The organism is Sphingobacterium nematocida (genome assembly GCF_900168125.1).
GTDB lineage: Bacteria > Bacteroidota > Bacteroidia > Sphingobacteriales > Sphingobacteriaceae > Sphingobacterium > Sphingobacterium nematocida.
The window spans coordinates 1-19,894 of the sequence record NZ_FUZF01000002.1 but is presented as its reverse complement, the minus strand read 5'-3'; the positions used below and the strand labels follow the sequence as shown (position 1 = coordinate 19,894).

The window sequence follows — 19,894 nt, the reverse complement described above, 5'->3', positions numbered from 1 at the left end:
TATATACAGCGCATTTTCTTTAGGTTTGTCAAAACTCGAACAATCTTTATGAACACTAAACACTATATCACATTACTCTGTTCCTCATTCCTGTTTATTACTGCTACGCTAGCCCAGTCTACGCAGCAAAATCTTCAGAAAGGCTTCGATACGTTCTTAGCCATGCCCAGCTTAAAGAACGGTATAGCCAGTTTACATATTATTGATAAAAGTACAGGATCTACATTATTTGAGAAAAATAGTCAAATTGGTCTTCCTACAGCCTCAACATTAAAAGTCATCACTTCTATAACAGGACTAGACCTGTTGGGATCAGAATATACCTACAAAACAAAACTATATTATACAGGTACGATAGACAGCGTTGGTATCCTCCACGGCGACATCGTAGTTCAAGGATCGGGAGATCCAACATTGGGTAGCGATCGTTACGAGCAGACAAAAGAGCAATTGCTATTAGATAAGTGGATAAATGCTATTAAAAGTGCAGGTATCACAGCTATTGATGGGCGCATCATCGGCGACGACAGGATGTATAACGGGAATGATGTCCCAGGTGGCTGGATATGGACTGATATAGGTAATTACTACGGTGCTGGTATATCTGCACTCAATTGGCGGGAAAACAAAGCTGGAGTTAACTTTCAAAGTGGTACACCCAATGCCCCTGCCCCAATCGTCCAAACGACATCAGACCTTTCTTATCTGCAATTGGTCAACACCGTAAAAGTGGGAAGACCTGGATCTGGTGACAATGTATATGCCTACTCGGCACCCTATTCTGAAAAAATATACTTAAAAGGCACTTATGGTCAAGACCTTAAAAAGACCATTGAAATTTCTGTGCCGGACCCTGCATTTGATTTAGCATTTCAACTTACCAAAACAGCGAATACGGCAGGCATTCCTGTGCTTATGGAACCTACCACTGGTCAAAGACTAGTTGAACAAGACTCCATATTCCCACAGAAGACTGCAGAGTTATCCACGCATGTATCACCCAAACTAATTGATATTGTCTACTGGTTTAACCAAAAGAGTATTAATTTATACGGAGAGGCAATACTGAGAAGTATAGCTTATATCAGCGGAGGTAAAGTGACCACATTGGATGGGGCTAATTATCTGCAAAAATTCTGGAAACAGAAGCTACAACTTAACAGCAGCGAGTTAGACATTATAGATGGATCTGGGTTGTCACCACAGAACAACGTTACGACATTTGCTATGAACAAAATCATGCAATACGCAGCGAGTAGGCCTTGGTCCGATTCTTTTGTAAAAAGCCTCCCAGTATATAATGGGATGACAATGAAAAGCGGAACGATCAGCGGAACCCTTGGTTATACCGGTTACCATAAAGCCAAAGATGGCAAAGAATATACATTTACACTATTGGTGTACAACTATGACGGGAGCGCATCAAAAATGCGTCAAAGTATGTTTAATCTTTTAGACATCCTGAAATAATAGCATTAATATTGCATATATTGAAGAAACAGAATAATACATTTCCACAATTAATAAACACATAAGATTGCGGACAATCTCTAAATTCATTATATATTTAAGACGCAATTATATTGTGCATAAAGGTGAATTTATGTAGGTTTGTAGCCTTAAATTTGACACACAGATCTAAAAATGAGTAATATCAACAGAAAGAAGGAGGCCCTAGACTATCATGCTATGGGTCGTCCGGGTAAAATTGCAGTTGTTCCGACAAAACCATACAATTCACAGAGAGACTTATCATTAGCCTATTCACCTGGGGTAGCAGAACCTTGTTTAGCGATTGCTGAAAACCCGGAAGATGCTTACAAATATACCGCTAAAGGAAATTTAGTCGCTGTAATCAGTAATGGTACCGCTGTTCTTGGTTTGGGTGATATCGGTGCACAAGCCGGTAAACCCGTCATGGAGGGCAAAGGACTTCTTTTCAAGATATTTGCCGATATAGATGTATTCGATATCGAATTGGACACCAAAAATGTTGACGAATTTGTGCGTATTGTTAAGGCACTAGAGCCAACTTTCGGAGGTATTAACCTGGAGGATATTAAAGCGCCTGAATGTTTTGAAATAGAAAGACGCTTAAAGGCAGAAATGAATATTCCGGTGATGCATGATGACCAACATGGTACTGCTATTATCTCTGGGGCCGCGCTTATCAATGCCTGTGAACTTCAAGGCAAGGATATTGCTTCCGTTAAGATCGTAGTAAACGGCGCTGGCGCTGCAGCTATTTCCTGTACAGCGATGTATATTGCCGTAGGTGCGCGTAAAGAAAATATCGTGATGTTAGACAGTAAAGGTGTCATCCGTAGCGACCGTGAGCAGCTGGATCCGTCAAAAGCGGAATGGGCGACTGAGCGTGACATACACACACTTGCCGACGCTGTAAAAGATTCTGATGTATTTATCGGCCTATCAGCGGCAGACGTACTTACACCGGAAATGTTGCAATCAATGGCGGCAAAGCCGATTGTATTGGCTATGGCTAATCCAAACCCAGAAATCGCCTATGACCTAGCAGTAGCGACAAGGACAGATATTATAATGGGAACAGGCCGTTCGGATTTCCCGAACCAAGTGAACAACGTACTAGGATTTCCTTACATTTTTAGAGGAGCCCTGGATGTTAGAGCGACAGCTATTAATGAGGATATGAAGATCGCTGCCGTCCGTGCTATCGCCGAACTTGCGAAAGCAGCGGTTCCAGAAGAAGTGAATCAAGCTTATAATACAAGTAACCTTCGATTCGGCACAGACTATGTCATTCCTAAACCAACGGATCCTCGCCTGATTACAGAGGTATCGGTAGCTGTTGCTAAAGCCGCTATCGCTTCTGGTGTTGCCCGCAAGACCATAGATAACTGGGAAAATTATAAGGAGGAGCTTCGCAAACGCTTGGGTAAGGACGATGGAATTATGCGAAAAGTAACTTCGATCGCCAAAAACAACCCTAAAAGAGTGGTATTCGCTGAAGCGGATAATGCAAAAACACTTCGTGCTGCCCAGATTGTGAAAGAAGAAGGTATCGCTATCCCTATCTTATTAGGAAATAGAGAACGTATCGTTAAGATGATCGAGGACTATGCTTTTGATTTAGACAACGTTACTATTATTGATCCTAAAGAAGAGGAAAACACAGCACGTTTTGAAAAATATGCAGAACACCTTTATAAAAAGAGACAACGCAGAGGTGTATCAAAGATGGATGCGATCAAATTAATGTCCAATCGCAATTACTTCGCTGCTAGTATGGTCGAATTTGGAGATGCAGACACCTTAATTTCAGGTTTAACGAGAAACTATGCGTCTACAATCAAACCGGCACTGCATGTGATCGGAGCCAAAGAAGGCAGTCGTATTGTCGGGATGTACATGATGCTGACTTCCAAAGGCCCCTTATTTTTGGGAGATACAACGGTCAACACGGACCCAACAGCAGAAGAACTAGCAGACATCACCGTATTGATGGAGAAAGCAGTTCGGCGATTTAATGTTAAACCAAGAATAGCAATGCTTTCTTACTCCAACTTCGGTTCCTCCGATGGACCTACTCCAACCAAGGTGCGTGAAGCGGTAAATATATTACATAAGAATCATCCTAACATCGTTGTGGACGGCGAATTACAAGCTAATTTTGCGTTGAACAAAGAAATGTTGGAAAGCAATTTCCCTTTTAGCACACTGAAAGGCGAAAATGCTAATACACTGATATTTCCAACCCTAGCATCTGGAAACATCGCTTATAAGCTTTTACAAGAAGTGGGTGATGCTGAAGCCGTAGGTCCTATATTATTGGGAATGAACAAACCTATACATGTACTACAGCTGGATAGCTCTGTTCGTGAGATAGTAAATATGGTGACTATTGCAGTTGTGGACGCACAAGCCCATGAAAGTTTAAAATAAGGTGACGATAGTTACAAAGGTAATGAGGGTGAAGATGGTTCACCTAATATAAATAAAAAACAAAACCATGTACGATTATTTCAATGGTAAACTCGTATTCAAAGCCCCTACCCATGTCATACTTGAGGTGGGGGGCATTGGATACCATGTTCATATCTCGCTGACCACATATTCTTTGATTAAAGATCAGGAAAGCTGTAAACTGTTTATTTCTTTTCAGGTTCGTGAAGATGCCCATACACTTTTCGGATTCGCTACAGAGGGAGAACGTCACCTATTTAACCATTTGATATCGGTTTCCGGGATAGGTCCCAACACAGGAAGAATGATGTTATCCTCTATTACCCCCGAAGAGATACAATCTGCTATAATCAACGGACAAGTAGCGGTGATTCAAAAAATAAAAGGCATAGGTCCTAAGACTGCTCAACGTGTTATTCTTGAATTACAAGATAAGCTCAAGAAACAAGGTGATCATGCTTTGCTTCCTCTCCCCGTCACCATCCAATCTATTCCAGAAGAAGCCCTTTCCGCTCTTGTTATGCTAGGTTTTCCAAAATCTCAAGTCGAAAAAACACTGGCTGCTATCGTCCAGATAGAAAGTGGATACACCGTTGAAGAACTCATTAAAGCTGCACTAAAAAAAATGTAGACTCGGCAACAGAGTCTACATTAATAAATTTTAACATTTCGTCCATAAGAATATCTTTGAGAGTTTTTTGTTATTATTAATTAAAACATTGATATTTGCTTGAATTATAGCAATTATTAATTTTATTTAGCCAAATACTCTTGAAAAAGCTTAGGTCATTATTTACATTACTGATACTTGTTTGTGTACTGATAAATCTAGGCTATGCACAAGTCGTAACACCGGTCACTAGCTTATCCGCAAATGATTCTACGAAATTAAAATACCAGTTAAAGGACAATCCCTTTATCAAACTACCCAAATCTTACAGACCTATTGCTTTAGATATTCCCGAAAACATCGAACGCGAAATTACCTTTGACCCGGAGACCAAACAATACATCATCCGCGAAAAGTTAGGTTCGAAGATGTATAGACCACCACTTTATCTGACGATCGATGAATTTAAAGACTATGAATTCAAGCGTCTGAAAAAGAATTATTGGGAAGAACTAGCAGGTAAAGAAATGGCGGAAGAACGCCGTCGCCGCCTTTTCCCTGTAATTGAAATCAACAGTCCTACATTCGAAAAGATTTTTGGCGGTAATACCATAGACATCAATCCTCGAGGTAGCGTTGAAGTTGGTATCATGGCGCAGTACAATACCAACGATAACCCGATGTTTAATGAGCGCCAACGCAAACAGTGGGGAATGGATTTTGACCAAAACATGAACCTAAACCTTGTTGGTAATATTGGAGAGCGTGTCAAAGTCAATGCGAATTTCAATTCTAGAGCTCAATTTGGCTTTGAAAACCAGATCAGATTTGACTACGTTGCAGGGGATGATGATATTATCCGTCGACTGGAGATAGGTAATGTTAATATGGCACTTAATTCTACCTTAATTCAAGGAGCAGAGTCACTTTTCGGTATCAAAACACAGTTGCAATTTGGCAAATTGGCTGTTACGGGACTTCTATCGCAGCAACGTTCCAATAAAAAAGAAATTACGCTGTCTAATGGTAGTCGAGAAAGTGAAATGGTACTGGAAATGAGCAACTATGAGGCCAACCAGCACTATTTCTTAGGCCAATACTTTAGAGAGACCTACAATCAGTCACTAGCACTAGCCCCCATCATCAATACACCGGTTAACATTACGCAAGTGGAGGTGTGGGTGAATAACCGCTCTAACTCTTACGAAGAATCCAGAGATATTATGGCACTGATGGATTTAGGAGAGCATACGCCGTATAACAATATTATCAATAGGGTATCTCCTTCAAAATTACCTTCAACAGGTATACCTGGCGCTTTGTCTTCGGATATATCCAACGATTTACTAACACAACTTGGAGAGCCTGGGCGCGAATCCACAAGTAATGTTGTACAGAGTTTTTTCGCAGGAAGTGGCGCTAATGATAACTATGCAAAACTAACTTATGCGCGCAAACTAGTTGAAGGGAGAGACTACACCATCAACAGGCGCTTGGGCTATGTCTCCTTGGTATACCCCTTAGGACAAGATCAGGTACTTGCTGTAGCTTATCGGTATATGGCCAACGGAAAGGAATACCAAGTAGGTGAGTTCAGTACGGATATACCGGTATCCCCGTCTGCTCCGAAGATGTTGTACACCAAACTATTGAAGAATGAAGTTCTAAAAACAAACCTTCCTATTTGGGCGTTGATGATGAAAAATATCTATTCGCTCAATGCGACTAATATATCCGAACAAAATTTATTCTTACAGATCTACCGCACGGAAACTGAGACTGGTGCTGAACGCCCGTCTATGTATGAAGGAAGCAAAACAGCAGATAAAACCTGGTTACAATTGACGGCATTAGATCGCATTACACAGAATCAGGCTGCCGGTTCTGACGGGTTATTTGATTTTTTACCAGATATCACGATTGAGCCCATACGAGGAAAGCTGATCTTTCCTGTTGTCGAGCCTTTTGGTAAAGATCTAGCCGAGCAATTTGCTACCGGAGAAAATGATCTTATCGAAAAATATACCTATCCCGAGTTGTATACACATACTAAGGTGGATGCTGAACAAAAATTCCCAAACAAAAACAGGTATAGATTAAAAGGAAAATATCAATCAGGCTCAGGCACAGAATACCAATTGAATGTGATGAATCTAAGGCCAGGCCAACTCCGCGTCATGTCGGGTGGTGCTATCCTTACTGAAGGAACCGACTACATGGTAGACTACCAGATCGGAACCTTACGTATACTGAACCAAGCACTTGTCCTATCCGGTCAACCCATCACAGTATCGGTGGAAGATGAGACCTTATTTGGCTTACAGCAAAAAACACTAATGGGAGGCCGTCTAGACTATACCGTCAATAAAAACCTGATGGTCGGAGCTACCATTATGAATCTGACGGAAAAACCTATATCGGAGAAAGTATTTATAGGGGAAGAACCTATATCTAACACCATGTTAGGGGCCGATATTACCTACAATGCGCCTTCACGTTGGTTGACCCGTATGGTAGACAAATTGCCTTTCCTGAGCACAAAAGAAGAGTCTCACATTAGCTTTTATGGAGAATTTGCACATCTCAAACCTGGACACCCTAAAGGTCTAAATACAGCTAATGGAAACACAGGAACGACCTACATTGACAATTTTGAAAACAACTTTTCTTATATAGATATCAAAGGACAATTGGGTTGGCAGATTTCTGGAACCCCTCGAATGTTCGCTGAATCCAATTTAACCAATGATCTTGCCTACGGTTATAACAGGGCGCAATTGGCATTCTACAATATTGATCCGATTTTCTATCAATCGTCAAGTCTCAATCCTCGCGTAAACGAGCGCTTCCTGCTGGATCACCGGACACGAAAAGTCACGGAAAAGGAAGTTTTCCCATACAAGGAGATTAAAACTGGAGGTGATGCCTTTTTACCAACGCTGGATCTGGCTTACTACCCGATGTTACGCGGTCAGTTTAACTATACGACGACAGGGATAGCAGCCGATGGCAAGTTATTAAATCCCCAAAACCGATGGGGCGGCATGTTCCGTAAAATTGACCAAACGGATTTCGAAGCGCAAAACATCGAGTTTTTGGAAATGTGGATGATGGATCCAACTTTGACAAACCCGAATAAAAATGGTGGAGATATCTATATCAACCTGGGAAATGTTTCAGAAGACATCCTTAAAGACGGTAGAAAGTCTTTAGAAAATGGACTTTCTCCCACCGGTGACAAGACTTTAGTTGACCAAACTGTTTGGGGACATGTCGTACGTAATCAACCTGTCGTCCAAGCTTTTGAAAACTCGGATGCCAGTAGACTTTTACAAGATGTAGGTCTTGATGGTCTGACCAATGACGAAGAGCGTTCTTTCCATGCTAATTTTCTAAACCAGATGCAAGGAATACTGGACCCTCAGGCCTTTGCTAAGCTACAAGGTGACCCTTCCTCGGATGATTACACGTATTTTAGAGGAAATCATTTTGACCAAAATGTGGGTATTTTGGAACGCTACCAACAGTACAATGGTACACAAGGAAATACACGGACTAACAACCAGTCGCTAGCCGACTACGGTGTAGAAACCTCTGCTAGTACATTGCTTCCTGATGGTGAAGATGTCAACCGCGACAACACCATGAATGAAATTGACGAGTACTATCAGTACAAGCTTTCCATACGACCTCAGGATATGGTTGTGGGCAAAAATTTCATTGTAGACGAACAAACTTCCAAAGTCCGTGTCCTCGATAAAAATCTTGATGTTAAATGGTATAAATTACGTATTCCTCTAAATGAGTTTGAGAGTCGTGAAGGTAATATTCAGGACTTCAAATCGATCCGCTTTATCCGTTTATTCATGACCAATTTTGCCGATACTTCTGTCGTTCGATTTGGAAGAATGCAGTTTGTACGTGGCGATTGGAGAAAATACAACGCAGAAAATATAGCGTCCAAAGTTATTGCAGACCATAGTATGGGAGTAGTTGCTTCAGACAATTCTACGTTCAATGTCGCCAACATCAGTATTGAAGAAAACGGCAAACGTGAACCTATCCCTTATGTAGTCCCTCCAGGCATCAACCGACAGGTCGATATATCAAATAACAATCTGGACATACAGCTGAATGAACAGTCCATGAGTCTTGATGTAAAACAGTTGCGGGACGGCTATGGTAGGGCAACGTTCAAAACAGCTTCTCACGATTTCAGACCTTACGGACGACTCGAAATGTTTATACATGCCGAGGGAGAGAACTTAAATAAGGGTGATTTTAGAGCATTCATACGTGTAGGTACAGACGACAAGTATAACTACTATGAATATGATATGCCTTTGAGCATCACAACTCCAGGCACAAGCTCTCCGGATCTAATCTGGCCAGAGGAGAACAGGATGAATATTCAGATCAAATTATTTCAAGATGCCAAGATTGCTCGGGATAATGCCAAACTGAATGGACAGCCTTGGCCACTAGATGTCCCTTATGAACATTCGGATGGTAAAAATAGAATTCTCATTATAGGAACCCCAGATATCTCTAAAGTACGTTTCTATATGGTCGGAGTACGTAACCCTTTGCGTGGTACGTCTACGAGTACCCCTATGGATGATGGAAGAGATTTGGCCGGAGAATTCTGGTTTAATGAACTGCGCCTAACTGATTTTGATGACAAAGGTGGATGGGCGGCCACAGCACGACTTAATTTAAAACTCGCAGATTTCGCAAATGTGTCTGTTACCGGCACAAAATCGACCATAGGTTTTGGATCTATTTCCCAAAGAGTCGGCGAACGAAACCGTTCGGACAACTTCTTTTTTGATATTACCACAAATGCTGAATTTGGAAAATTCTTCCATCCAAGACATGGTGTCATTATCCCGTTCTATTTTAACTACTCCAATCAAACGGCAACACCGGAGTTTAATCCACTTAGTCCAGATATTGAGTTAAATAGCGCCTTAGCCACATTATCAAACAACAGAAGAGATTCCTTGCTTCGTTTAGTACAAGATTACACGACCCGCAAAGGTTTCAGTTTTACAAACGTTCGCAAGATCAGAACGGATAACGAAAGCCCTATTCGTCCTTGGGATATCGAGAACTTTGGACTTTCATATGCATTTAGCGAGTATTACCATAGAGACTTCAATACGGCATCTAACTTACAACGCAATTATCGCGGTGCTTTAGATTACACGTTTAGTAACCCGACGACTCATTTCTACGAACCTTTTAAGAATCTTAAATCTAAGAATTTAGGATTGATCCGGGATATGAATTTCAATCTGATGCCATCGTTGTTGAATTTCAGAATGGAGGTCAACCGTATTTATAACGAAAATACGCTTCGTGACAACTCCTCAAACAACGTGTTGCCGACCTACTACAACAAGAACTTTAACATGAGTCGGATATATGGAATCAGCTGGGATCTAACGAAGTCTCTACGTTTGGATTTCAACGCTACTAATTATTCCATTATCGACGAGCCAAACGGCAGAATCGACGGAGCAAAACGAGATACATTATGGTCTAATTTCTGGAAAATGGGCCGAACTACAGATTATAATCACATGATGAATGTGACCTACTCGTTGCCTATTAATAAGATTCCTTACTTAGAATGGGTGAATGCTACAGCTCGATATGGTACACAATTCAACTGGCAAAGTGAACCTCTTTTGAGTCTCCAAAATGAAAACATTAATCTGGGTAATAGTATCCAAAATAACAGGACTATACAGATCAATCCAACGTTAAACCTAAGCGCTCTTTACAGCAAATTTAGGTTTATCCGTCAAAATACAGGACGAGATAGCAAAGGAGCTGTACCATTCTTCGTGCAGTTGTTAACGTCTATCCGGAACGTAAATGGAGCTTATACAAAAACGGAAGGTACTTATCTGCCAGGATATACCCCTACGACAAACCTTTTAGGTTTTGATTTTGATGCAAATGCACCGGGCTGGGGATTTTTATTTGGTGGCCAGGGCGATATTCTGAGCAAAGCAGCGCGCAACGGTTGGCTATCGTCTGATACCCTACAGACCAACATGTATACGAAGACTTTTGCGGAGAACATCTCTGTAGTCGCTAATTTAGAACCGATTAAGGGCTTACGTGTCGATTTGACGATGTCTCGTATAGATAATTATAATTATACTGCTGCCATGCAGTTTAATGCGACAACGGGTCAATTAGAGAGTGTCTCGCCATATGTGACAGGAAACTACACCGTATCACAGATTTCTATACGTACTTCTTTCAAAAATAGCGATGATTTGTTTAAAAAGTTTGAGGAACACCGACTCGCCATATCGCAACGTTTAGGAGAAAAGAATATTAATTCCGTAGGACAATCTGCAGATTTTTATGCAGATGGGTATGGTAAGACCCAACAGGATGTTGTTGTAAATGCTTTCTTAGCTACCTATCTGGGCAAAGACGCTAAATCCGCTGAACAAGGTATTAAACCTAAATTCCCGCTCCCTAACTGGCGGATATCCTTCAACGGTTTAGTTGGTATTTTAGGTATACAAGACTTTATCAGTTCTATAAACATTAATCACGCTTATCAATCCCAATATATCATTGGTGGTTATACATCAACTGCAAGGTATGAAGAGGCCGACGGTATGCCTTATTCACGGGATGCAAACCAAAACTTTTTGCCTCAAAGTCAATATGGTCAAATATCTATTATTGATAGGTTTGTTCCATTAATTGGTGTAGATATGCGTTTTGCAAATAGCCTATCCGTAAACTCAGAGTACCGCAAATCACGGGATATGAATATGAGTTTACAGAATAGTCAACTGGCTATGATGACGGATCAATCTTTTATCGTGGGTATGGGATACAGAAAGAACAATGTACGTCTTCCTTTCGGGATTTTTGAGGATCGTAAATGGGTAAATGACATGAACTTCAGGGTTGATTTTGCCTTGAATGATAGAAAGACGACGGTATACCGTTCAGATATTAATCAAGCAGAAGTATCAGGAGGAAACAAAAGTTTAACGGTAAACCCTTCGCTGGACTATACAATCAATCAGTTCTACAACATCCGTCTATTCTATAATTCAAATGCAGTACGTCCATATACATCTCAAAACTACGCTACATCGTATACGTATTTCGGAATAAATGTTCGTATTCAATTTCAATAGGAAGTGAATAAGGTGATCATCGTGAGAACAACATCACTATCATCACCTCCTTCACCATCATAACTTGAAACAAAATGGCTGAAGATCTAAAAATAAATAAAGGAAACAAAGAAGAGCAGTATAAGAGCTTGCTTCCTCAAATCGAGGCTCTTTTAAAAGGAGAGTCTGATGAAATTGCCAACCTCGCTAATGTAGCTGCTGCGCTTAAAGAACAGTTTAATTTCTTTTGGGTAGGTTTTTATATTGTAAAAGGCGAACAGTTGGTATTAGGTCCTTTTCAAGGACCTGTAGCCTGCACTCGTATAGCTTATAACAAAGGGGTATGCGGAACGGCATGGGCACAAAAAGACACTTTAATTGTTCCAAATGTAGACGAATTTCCTGGCCATATAGCTTGTAGCTCCCTTTCCAAGTCAGAAATTGTGTTGCCTATAATTCGGAACAATGAGGTAATTGCAATATTGGATGTAGACAGTGAAGAGTTGAATACCTTCAATGAAATAGACGCCAAGTACTTAAAAGAGATAGTTGATCTTGTTATCCTGTGATCGAGTTATCTTGTGAACATGTTAACCAGTGAACTAGTTACTTCTAACTTGAAAACTTCATAACCTCATAACTCCACTGACCATAGCTTGATCTGCTTATCATCACCTGCTGTACAGAGTACCTTGATATCCTTATCATAAGCTACACTATTGATGGAAAGCTGATGCGAATCAATACCTTTATCTTTTGAAATATTCTTTAGCAATCGGAAATTTTGATCCCATAGTTTAATGGTCTTATCTCTACTCACGGTCACCAAGTGATCCGAGACGGCGCATATTCCATATATTGTAAAAAAATGGGGTGTTACTTCCGCTTGCTTCTCTAGAAAAGGCAGGCTGAATTTATAAAGACGGGCATCACGTCCCGCCGTATATAAATACTCCTTATGAAAAAGCATACTCGATATGCCCATTTCGTGTTTAGCAGATTGCGTGATTAAATGAAAATCGTCTGCGACATGAATATATACAACACCTTGCTTATCGCCAAAAGCGATATTTTTTTGATCTTCCGAAACAGCTATTGTACGAACACGGTCTTTTGATACCAGAAAGGTATAAAGTAGCTGAAAACCGTCTAAACTCCAAACATAAGCCTTCCCCTCCTCTCCTATAGCAATTATTTCATTCTTTGACGACAATATCTGAATACTAAAAATAGCTCCTTTATCTACTTTTAGTTTAGCGATCAACTGAGGTTCGGTACGTTGAATAATGAAAAGCTCTCCATTACGCATACCGGCTGCAATCCAATCTGTGTCAGGAATAAGTTTCAAACAGTACACTGAAGAGGGAACAGCACATAACAGCCGCTTGAATTGTTGGGAGACGAGGTCCCATTCTACAATTCCTTTATCATTTCCGGCGGAATATAATAGGTGTCGCGATGTATCTACTTCTAATGTATAGATCGGATTTTGGTGTCCCGTCAAAGTGCCCTGCAAACTAATTTCTGTCATATCTAATAAACGTAATAGCCAATAGACGAAATTAGTCAAATATCATGGAGAGACAAACTTAGTTGTAAACAATATGATCGTTAAGTTTCTTTTTTAACCGCTGCTTAGCTTTTTTAATACCATCCAAGGAAACAGATAATCTATCCGCCAATTCCTTATTGGAGAGTCCTAGGTTAGTAAGAGCTAACAAGCGTAAATCTGAATCAGTAAGCTCAGGGTACTTATGTATCAGATCGCTAAAGAAACAAGGAAAACTATTACTATACGCAAATTTGAATTTTTCCCAATTACGATTATTCATCAAATTTCCATCCATCAGCTGCCGTAGTTCCAAGCTAATCTGAATAGTCTTATGGGAGTCTTCAACGTGAAATCGCTTATCACTCAATATGACCATCGGGCAATATTCTTCTTCTTCTTTACCGCTTTCGACAACTTCTGCCTTTTTGCTTCCACGCTTAGCTTTTTTATACGTAACAACAAAAAGAATAGACAAAGCACCAATCAATGTTACGATCAATAACAGATTTAATTTTTTATATTGTCTGGATTCGTAATAGAATTGATCATAATTCGATTTCTCTTCTTCTAATTTTGCCATTTCAATAGACGCACTATTATTCAATGTCGAGAGTAGTCGATTATATTTTGTCGCTTCTTTTAATGTATTTAACTGACCTTCTTCGATGGCAAGTGTATCCAATAGTCTCGCTTTAAGATCATATGCCTCTACCAAAGTCTGATAACGAATAGGCTTTTTCTCCATCCTGGCGATAAATATGTCAATATTCTTCAACGCCTTTTCAAAATCACGTTGTTGAAACTGCAATTCAGCCATTTTTTTCAATGAACCTAAAGCCGATATCAAGTCTCCTGAAGGTTGTGAATTGTACTTATAATCAAGATCAAAATATTGGATTGCTCTTCCAATGTCCTTCTTCTTAACAAAGGTATTTCCGATATTGCCATAAGCTATCCCCATCCAAGCAGAGTCCAATACAGCATTTGATTTTTCTAAAACTTTTCTAAAATAGGCTATCGCCTCATCAGTCTTGTCCGTATAGAGCGCAATCAACCCCAATGTATTGATGGTATCGAAAAGCTCCCGAGGTGTCAGTTTATTATTATATGTGAGTACTTTTTGGAGCAGCTGTGTTGCCATTTCATAATCTTTAATGTCATAGAAATAGCGAGCTAGCGTGAGATAATATTGCCACACCTGGGCTACATTACTTTCGCCAATTTTATCAAGTGTAAAAAGGCTTTGCCTAAAATAGCGGTACGCATCTGCATACTTGGCGTAAGTATAATAATAATTTCCGAAGCTAAAATTCTGCCGAAACAGCTGTTGGTCTAATGAGTTGTCCTTCGCATATTGAATCGCTCTTTCGTGATTCATTGTAGCTAGACTATTCACTCTATCGTAACGAAGGGAAAAATAATTACCTAATGTCTCGTAATATATACAACTCAGATTTTTATCGTTCTTTTCCTTTGCTAGTTTGTGTATAAATTCGATATTTTTTAATGCGGAGTCTGCTTCATGAATATCAAAATCAAGACGTAAAATCGTAAATGCTTTACAAGCTACAAACTCGCTTTTTACACCGCGTAGTTCTTCATAAGGGTTACGTTCTCCTTTTGCGTCTTTACAAAAGATAGTAAGCAATAATGCACTAATCCAAAGAGGGTATAACCTTTTCACTTTTAGTCTGGTAATTGATTTACAAGACAAATAAATCAAAGGAAAATGACATGAGCAAAAGTAGCTTCTTTTTTGTAGAACTATCGCTACAAAAGAAGCTACTTTTGTCAAATATACCCAAAAAGGGGCATGCTGTATCCCGAAAAAGGGGCTAGTAAGACAGCACTTCTACTTCTGTTCGCCTGTTTGCCTGATGCTCTGCTGCAGAACATTTCACACCATCTGCACAACGATTTACTAAACGGCGTTCGCCATAACCTTTTGCGACAAGACGATCTCGTTCTATACCTCTGGATATAATATAATTAACAGCACTCTCGGCACGTCTTTGAGAAAGTAGGTCGTTATAACGGTGACTACCTCTACTGTCCGTATGACTGGATAACTCAATCCTTAATGTTGGGTTATCTCTCATCGTCCTCACCAATTGATCTAGTACTATCGCTGCATCTTTACGTATATTATGTTTATCGAAATCATAATATATGTCCTCTAACACGAACTTATGACCAACCTCCATTATTGGCTCTAAAAATAAAGAAACCTGGTATATAGTATCTCTCGTAGGTACAGCTGTCACTAGGCTAACAGAATCTGCATGAAAACCTGAACGCTCTCCTAAAATCTTATACTTGGTATTCTTGTCCGCATCAAACATAAATTCAGCTTTCTGACCGCTGTTCGTCTTAGCGATCATTTGTCTTTTGTCGGAATATAACGTAACATTAGTCTCTGCTAAAAGCTCACGCGATTTTTTGTTAAACGTTTTCCCTTGAATAAGAATTTTAAATACAGGCTTTTTTGCCGCATAGTGATAAATATCATCACCGCCTACAGATCCGCTCCTATTGGAAGAAAGGAATCCCTTCCGTTCCTCTCCATTATCTTCTTTCACAAAATATGCAAAATCATCAGATGGGCTATTGACCGGGAAACCCATGTTTTTCACTTGGGATATTTTATTACCCGATACAGCGGCCTCGAATATATCTAGCCCTCCCATACCTGGTTTACCATTACTGGAATAATAGAGTTTATTCGCAAATACCATGGGAAACATTTCATCATATTTCGTATTAACCTCTGCTCCTGCATTCACAGGTGTACTCCAAGTCCCGTCAGTTGTTTGATTACAATACCAAATATCCACACCCCCTACTCCTCCTGGCATATCCGAAGCAAAGTAGAGTCTCTTTTCATCATCACTCCAAGCTGCATGTCCGACAGAATACGCTGCCACATTATTAAAAGGAAATGCTGTTTCTTTCCAACTATTTCCTTCTTTCTCGTAGAGCATTAACTCTAAAACAGAACGTGCCCATTTTTTTCCATCATTACGGTATTTCTGTACCTCTTTACCTGGATAAGTCCGTGTTACATACAACTTATCACCTGCTTTATTACTGGCAACAGGACCTACATGATATTTCGCTTGGTTGATATTCGCATCCTTCAACATAGAACCTTTACCGGACGCATTGATATCCCTTGAAAAAAGTCGCAGAAAAGATTCTCCAGTCATCCCTGACTTTGCTACAGAGGCATCGGATGACTCTCCAGCATATAGTAATGATGTAGGTGTTGCGATCATAGAGAATTCGGAAAGTGACGTATTTACATCGTTAAACGCTAAGATATCTACCTTACCAGGATTGGCTATCCAGCGCGTAGCCGAATCGGCTCCTTGTACCGCTAACTTCACAAAATCATCGTCCCCTTGTTCCTCCAAATACCGTTTGTACATCGCCTTGGCTTCTACATACTTCCCATTCTGTTTAAGTACATTGGCGTAACCTATCAAAGACTGCTTTTTATAATCGGGTCTTTGTACGACACGCGTATACCAGTTTTCAGCAAGATCATAGTTATTAATCTGCGAATAACTCTCCGCCAAACGCTCTAGATTCCTCGTTTTCACTTTTTTCGACTCGCTCAATTTCCCATACAGTTGTGCTGCATTGTAATACTCGTATTTTTCAAAAAGCAAATCTGCCTTTGCCTGCAAACTAAGCTGTTCTTGTGCACAAACGGTAGTCGTAAGGAGTAACAATCCCCAAACGAAATAATGACCTAAAAATATATGATTAAATTTCATTTCAGTACGTTTTAAAAGAACCTTGGACTTAATATCTGTTTCAGCGCACGATCGAAAGCTATACCTAACGTAACTTCGTGCGTACCACTCTGTAGACCGCTCATCTTATTGAGCATTGCATCATAGGAATATCCGATCCGAAAACGCGGTGTAGCATAAAATTGGACGATCCCTTGTACCGAATTCAGCGAGCTTAGCTTCATCGCTGAATTGTCATAGTAATCCCGCTTAAATATCCTAGATCGCGTACGATAGCCTCCTCCAATCCAAAACTTATTATTAAAGATCAACATTGCATTGGCATCAAGCGAAGTAGGTCCCTTGAAATCATCTTTTATTAAGATACTTGGCCGTAGATGCAAGCCCTCCTCTAAAGAGATCATCCCCCCTGCTATTACATAAAGACTTACATTTTTATAGAGACTTTCCAACGAGTTTGCATTAAAGACAAAGTCTTCATTATCTACCGAATTTGAAAATAGATCATGTACTGCTGCTCCGGCATATATCTTCGGTGTCGCATAGTATACACCTAATCTAACATCAGGCACCCAAGTGGAAACTTTACCATCTGGGAGCACACGATCCCCTCCAGTCACTGGATCCAACTTAGTACCATCTAGACCATATTGTGTTACCCCAGCGGCGACCCCTAAGCTAAGCCGTTTGGTATCTTCTGGATCAAGTTGCAAGCGCAAAGCATAATTCGCATATATCGAAGTCGCAGATTGTGCTCCCAGTCCATCCACGGTTACCTGCAGACCTACCCCGTGCCTTCTATTGATAGGATCTAAGACCCCATCAATAGAAATACTTCCTGTCTTTGGAGCTCCGCTCCAGCCTGTCCACTGGCTTCTTAACCCCACCTGTGCAAACCACTCTTCTTTATATCCGGCATATGCTGGATTAACGCTCAGCGAATTGAATATATACTGTGTAAACTGTATGTTCTGCTGTGCTTGTGTTGTTAAAAAACAGGTTAGGCCCATCAGTAACAGCACAAATCTCTTCTTCATATTATTCTTGTTCATGACTTTATGCTTTAGCGTGTTTTGATTAGTACATGACCTTTATATACATCTTCTTTGGTTCCCTTAATCGTCTTGATGATATAGAAATAAGTTCCTTCGTTCAGACCTTGTCCGTTCCATTCATTTCTGTAGTTATCGTTTCGATATACTTCATTACCCCAACGGTTCAAAATAGTCACCTCAGTACGGTCAAACGCTTCGATACCTACGATTTCAAAGGTGTCGTTTACATTATCACCGTTAGGTGTATACACGTTAGGAATGAAAAGCGGCATTGGTAAAACAGTCACTATTCTTTCCGCAGTTCCGGTCACTGTTACGTCTTTCAGATCTTTAGCAGTAACGGTCACTACGTTGACAATCTCGCCTTTGTCAAAGTCGCTACGTACGACCGTGTAACTTGTTTTGCTATTTTTCTCCTTATTGAAAGATACTGTTTCACCAGCTGCCAGTGTCGCTATAGTCTCATTGAGTCCTGTCAAAGGATCACTGATCCGTACATCCTTCAGATCGTATTGCCCTTTGTTTGCAACTGTGATACTGTAATTAATGACTTCCCCCACTTTTTGCACTTCTGTCTTATCAGCAACTTTAGTTACCTCAAGGATACTGCTGAAGAGAACTGGAATCTCAACGGTATTCGAAAGTTTTTCTACCACTCCAGTTGTTGGGTTAAACGATCTAAATGCCACTACTCCTGCTACTGTTCCTTTCACTTGGGCTGTATTTCTAATGTATCCGCGAATTATATCTGCTAACTCCGAAACATAGGTTAGTTCGAATTTTTTAGTTTGTCCGACAGCCAAGTTTCCAGCATTACCTGTGAAGTTCGGGAACATAGGATCTGTAACGACTACATTCGTTAAGTCTGTTGAGCCTGTATTCTTCACTTCAATGGTATACTCTACCTCTTCTCCTAAGAACGTAACGACACTCTTGTCTGCACTTTTCACAATATCGATGTCAGGAGTGAATGTAATTTTAGTCGAAGCATCGTCAGTTACTCGTTCCCTCGATTTCAAAGTAGCTGAGGCTATATTATCTATGGAAGCCTTCAATAGATCTTCGTATTTAGTAACATAAGTTAATGTGTAAGTCTTTACCTCACCAACTTTAAGGTTTATTATATCATTGAAATTCAACATTACATCACCTACAGTCACCTCTTCAAGATCAATATTACCTATATTCGTCACTTTAAGTGTATAGATCAACTCCTCACCAACTTTAGAAACATTTTCTTTATTTACTGTTTTCTCGATAGAAACTTTTCCAGTCTGACAGATATTGATTACGACTTCATTTGATAAACCATCTGTTACTCCTTCTGTAGTACCTATTACCGCTCCGCTAGGCGCTGTTCCTTTTACGGTTGCTGTGTTGCGGATCGAACCTCTATTGAGGTCAGTCTGATCAACAGCATACTCCGCAGTAAACACTCGTGTAGCTCCTGGTGCTAAGTTTCCGTTCTCAACAGAGCTAATGGTTCCTAATCTCGGAAGATTGTCTATCACAGCTACATTACTTAAGCTTACGTTTCCTGTGTTCTTCACAGTGAAGGTATAAACAATCTTATCTCCCACTTTCAAACCGTAACAATCGTTATTTGCAGCAAGATTGTGTCGTTTTTCGATACTAATTCCAGCCACACGATCTGTAGGGATCTCAACTTCTGGATTTTCGTTTCCAACAGTAGCGATATTACGGATCACAGCTCCTTCTGTTAAATCGGCATTTACAGTAACCTTGAAGCTTACAGAAACCTCACCACCGAACGGTACATTAACAGACCAGTTCAATGTGCTGCCGGTTAAGCTGCC

The 19,894-nt window shown here is 40.2% G+C and carries 10 protein-coding genes; 5 read left to right on the top strand and 5 right to left on the bottom strand.

Annotation, left to right across the window (positions count from 1 at the left end; genetic code table 11):
- Window positions 1-48: 48 nt before the first annotated feature.
- The 5 genes from dacB to B5X76_RS02305 all read left to right on the top strand — a co-directional run bounded on the left by dacB (window position 49) and on the right by B5X76_RS02305 (window position 12,281).
- Window positions 49-1,470: a D-alanyl-D-alanine carboxypeptidase/D-alanyl-D-alanine endopeptidase gene (dacB, locus tag B5X76_RS02325; RefSeq protein WP_079640852.1), complete on the top strand. Its 1,422-nt coding sequence runs from the start codon at window positions 49-51 to the stop codon at window positions 1,468-1,470.
- A 174-nt stretch (window positions 1,471-1,644) separates the two neighbouring features.
- Entirely contained in the window at window positions 1,645-3,921 is a 2,277-nt protein-coding gene (locus tag B5X76_RS02320) for an NADP-dependent malic enzyme (RefSeq protein ID WP_079640850.1), read from the top strand.
- Between the two features lie 67 nt (window positions 3,922-3,988).
- The gene (gene ruvA, locus B5X76_RS02315; protein ID WP_079640848.1) at window positions 3,989-4,573 is read left to right on the top strand and encodes a Holliday junction branch migration protein RuvA; all 585 of its coding nucleotides are present in this window, start codon (window positions 3,989-3,991) and stop codon (window positions 4,571-4,573) included.
- A gap of 140 nt (window positions 4,574-4,713) precedes the next feature.
- Window positions 4,714-11,733, top strand: coding sequence for a T9SS outer membrane translocon Sov/SprA (gene sov / locus B5X76_RS02310; protein ID WP_079640847.1), 7,020 nt, complete (start codon window positions 4,714-4,716; stop codon window positions 11,731-11,733).
- Window positions 11,734-11,807: 74 nt separating this feature from the next.
- Entirely contained in the window at window positions 11,808-12,281 is a 474-nt protein-coding gene (locus tag B5X76_RS02305) for a GAF domain-containing protein (protein ID WP_079640845.1), read from the top strand.
- A 65-nt stretch (window positions 12,282-12,346) separates the two neighbouring features.
- Here B5X76_RS02305 and B5X76_RS02300 read toward each other — a convergent pair whose 3' ends face one another.
- The 5 genes from B5X76_RS02300 to B5X76_RS02280 form a co-directional block, all read right to left on the bottom strand.
- On the bottom strand, window positions 12,347-13,243 hold the full coding sequence (locus B5X76_RS02300) for a WD40 repeat domain-containing protein (protein WP_079640843.1): 897 nt from the start codon (window positions 13,241-13,243) through the stop codon (window positions 12,347-12,349).
- A gap of 58 nt (window positions 13,244-13,301) precedes the next feature.
- Window positions 13,302-14,948 carry a tetratricopeptide repeat protein gene (locus tag B5X76_RS02295; RefSeq protein WP_079640841.1) on the bottom strand — a complete coding sequence of 549 codons (1,647 nt, stop codon included), beginning with the start codon at window positions 14,946-14,948 and terminating at the stop codon, window positions 13,302-13,304.
- A gap of 151 nt (window positions 14,949-15,099) precedes the next feature.
- On the bottom strand, window positions 15,100-17,043 hold the full coding sequence (locus B5X76_RS02290; protein ID WP_079640839.1) for an OmpA family protein: 1,944 nt from the start codon (window positions 17,041-17,043) through the stop codon (window positions 15,100-15,102).
- Window positions 17,044-17,054: 11 nt separating this feature from the next.
- Complete coding sequence (locus tag B5X76_RS02285; protein ID WP_245800915.1) at window positions 17,055-18,074, bottom strand: PorP/SprF family type IX secretion system membrane protein; 1,020 nt, start codon at window positions 18,072-18,074, stop codon at window positions 17,055-17,057.
- A gap of 11 nt (window positions 18,075-18,085) precedes the next feature.
- Window positions 18,086-19,894: DUF7507 domain-containing protein (locus B5X76_RS02280; RefSeq protein ID WP_139375183.1), on the bottom strand; the 1,809-nt coding region annotated here is incomplete at its 5' end.

Bases quoted from the DNA above. Each gene is read 5' to 3' on its own strand.
- dacB (WP_079640852.1), top strand. From the start codon at position 49: ATGAACACTAAACACTATATCACATTACTCTGTTCCTCATTCCTGTTT.
- B5X76_RS02320 (WP_079640850.1), top strand. From the start codon at position 1,645: ATGAGTAATATCAACAGAAAGAAGGAGGCCCTAGACTATCATGCTATG.
- ruvA (WP_079640848.1), top strand. From the start codon at position 3,989: ATGTACGATTATTTCAATGGTAAACTCGTATTCAAAGCCCCTACCCAT.
- B5X76_RS02305 (WP_079640845.1), top strand. From the start codon at position 11,808: ATGGCTGAAGATCTAAAAATAAATAAAGGAAACAAAGAAGAGCAGTAT.
- B5X76_RS02300 (WP_079640843.1), bottom strand. From the start codon at position 13,243: ATGACAGAAATTAGTTTGCAGGGCACTTTGACGGGACACCAAAATCCG.
- B5X76_RS02290 (WP_079640839.1), bottom strand. From the start codon at position 17,043: ATGAAATTTAATCATATATTTTTAGGTCATTATTTCGTTTGGGGATTG.
- B5X76_RS02285 (WP_245800915.1), bottom strand. From the start codon at position 18,074: ATGAACAAGAATAATATGAAGAAGAGATTTGTGCTGTTACTGATGGGC.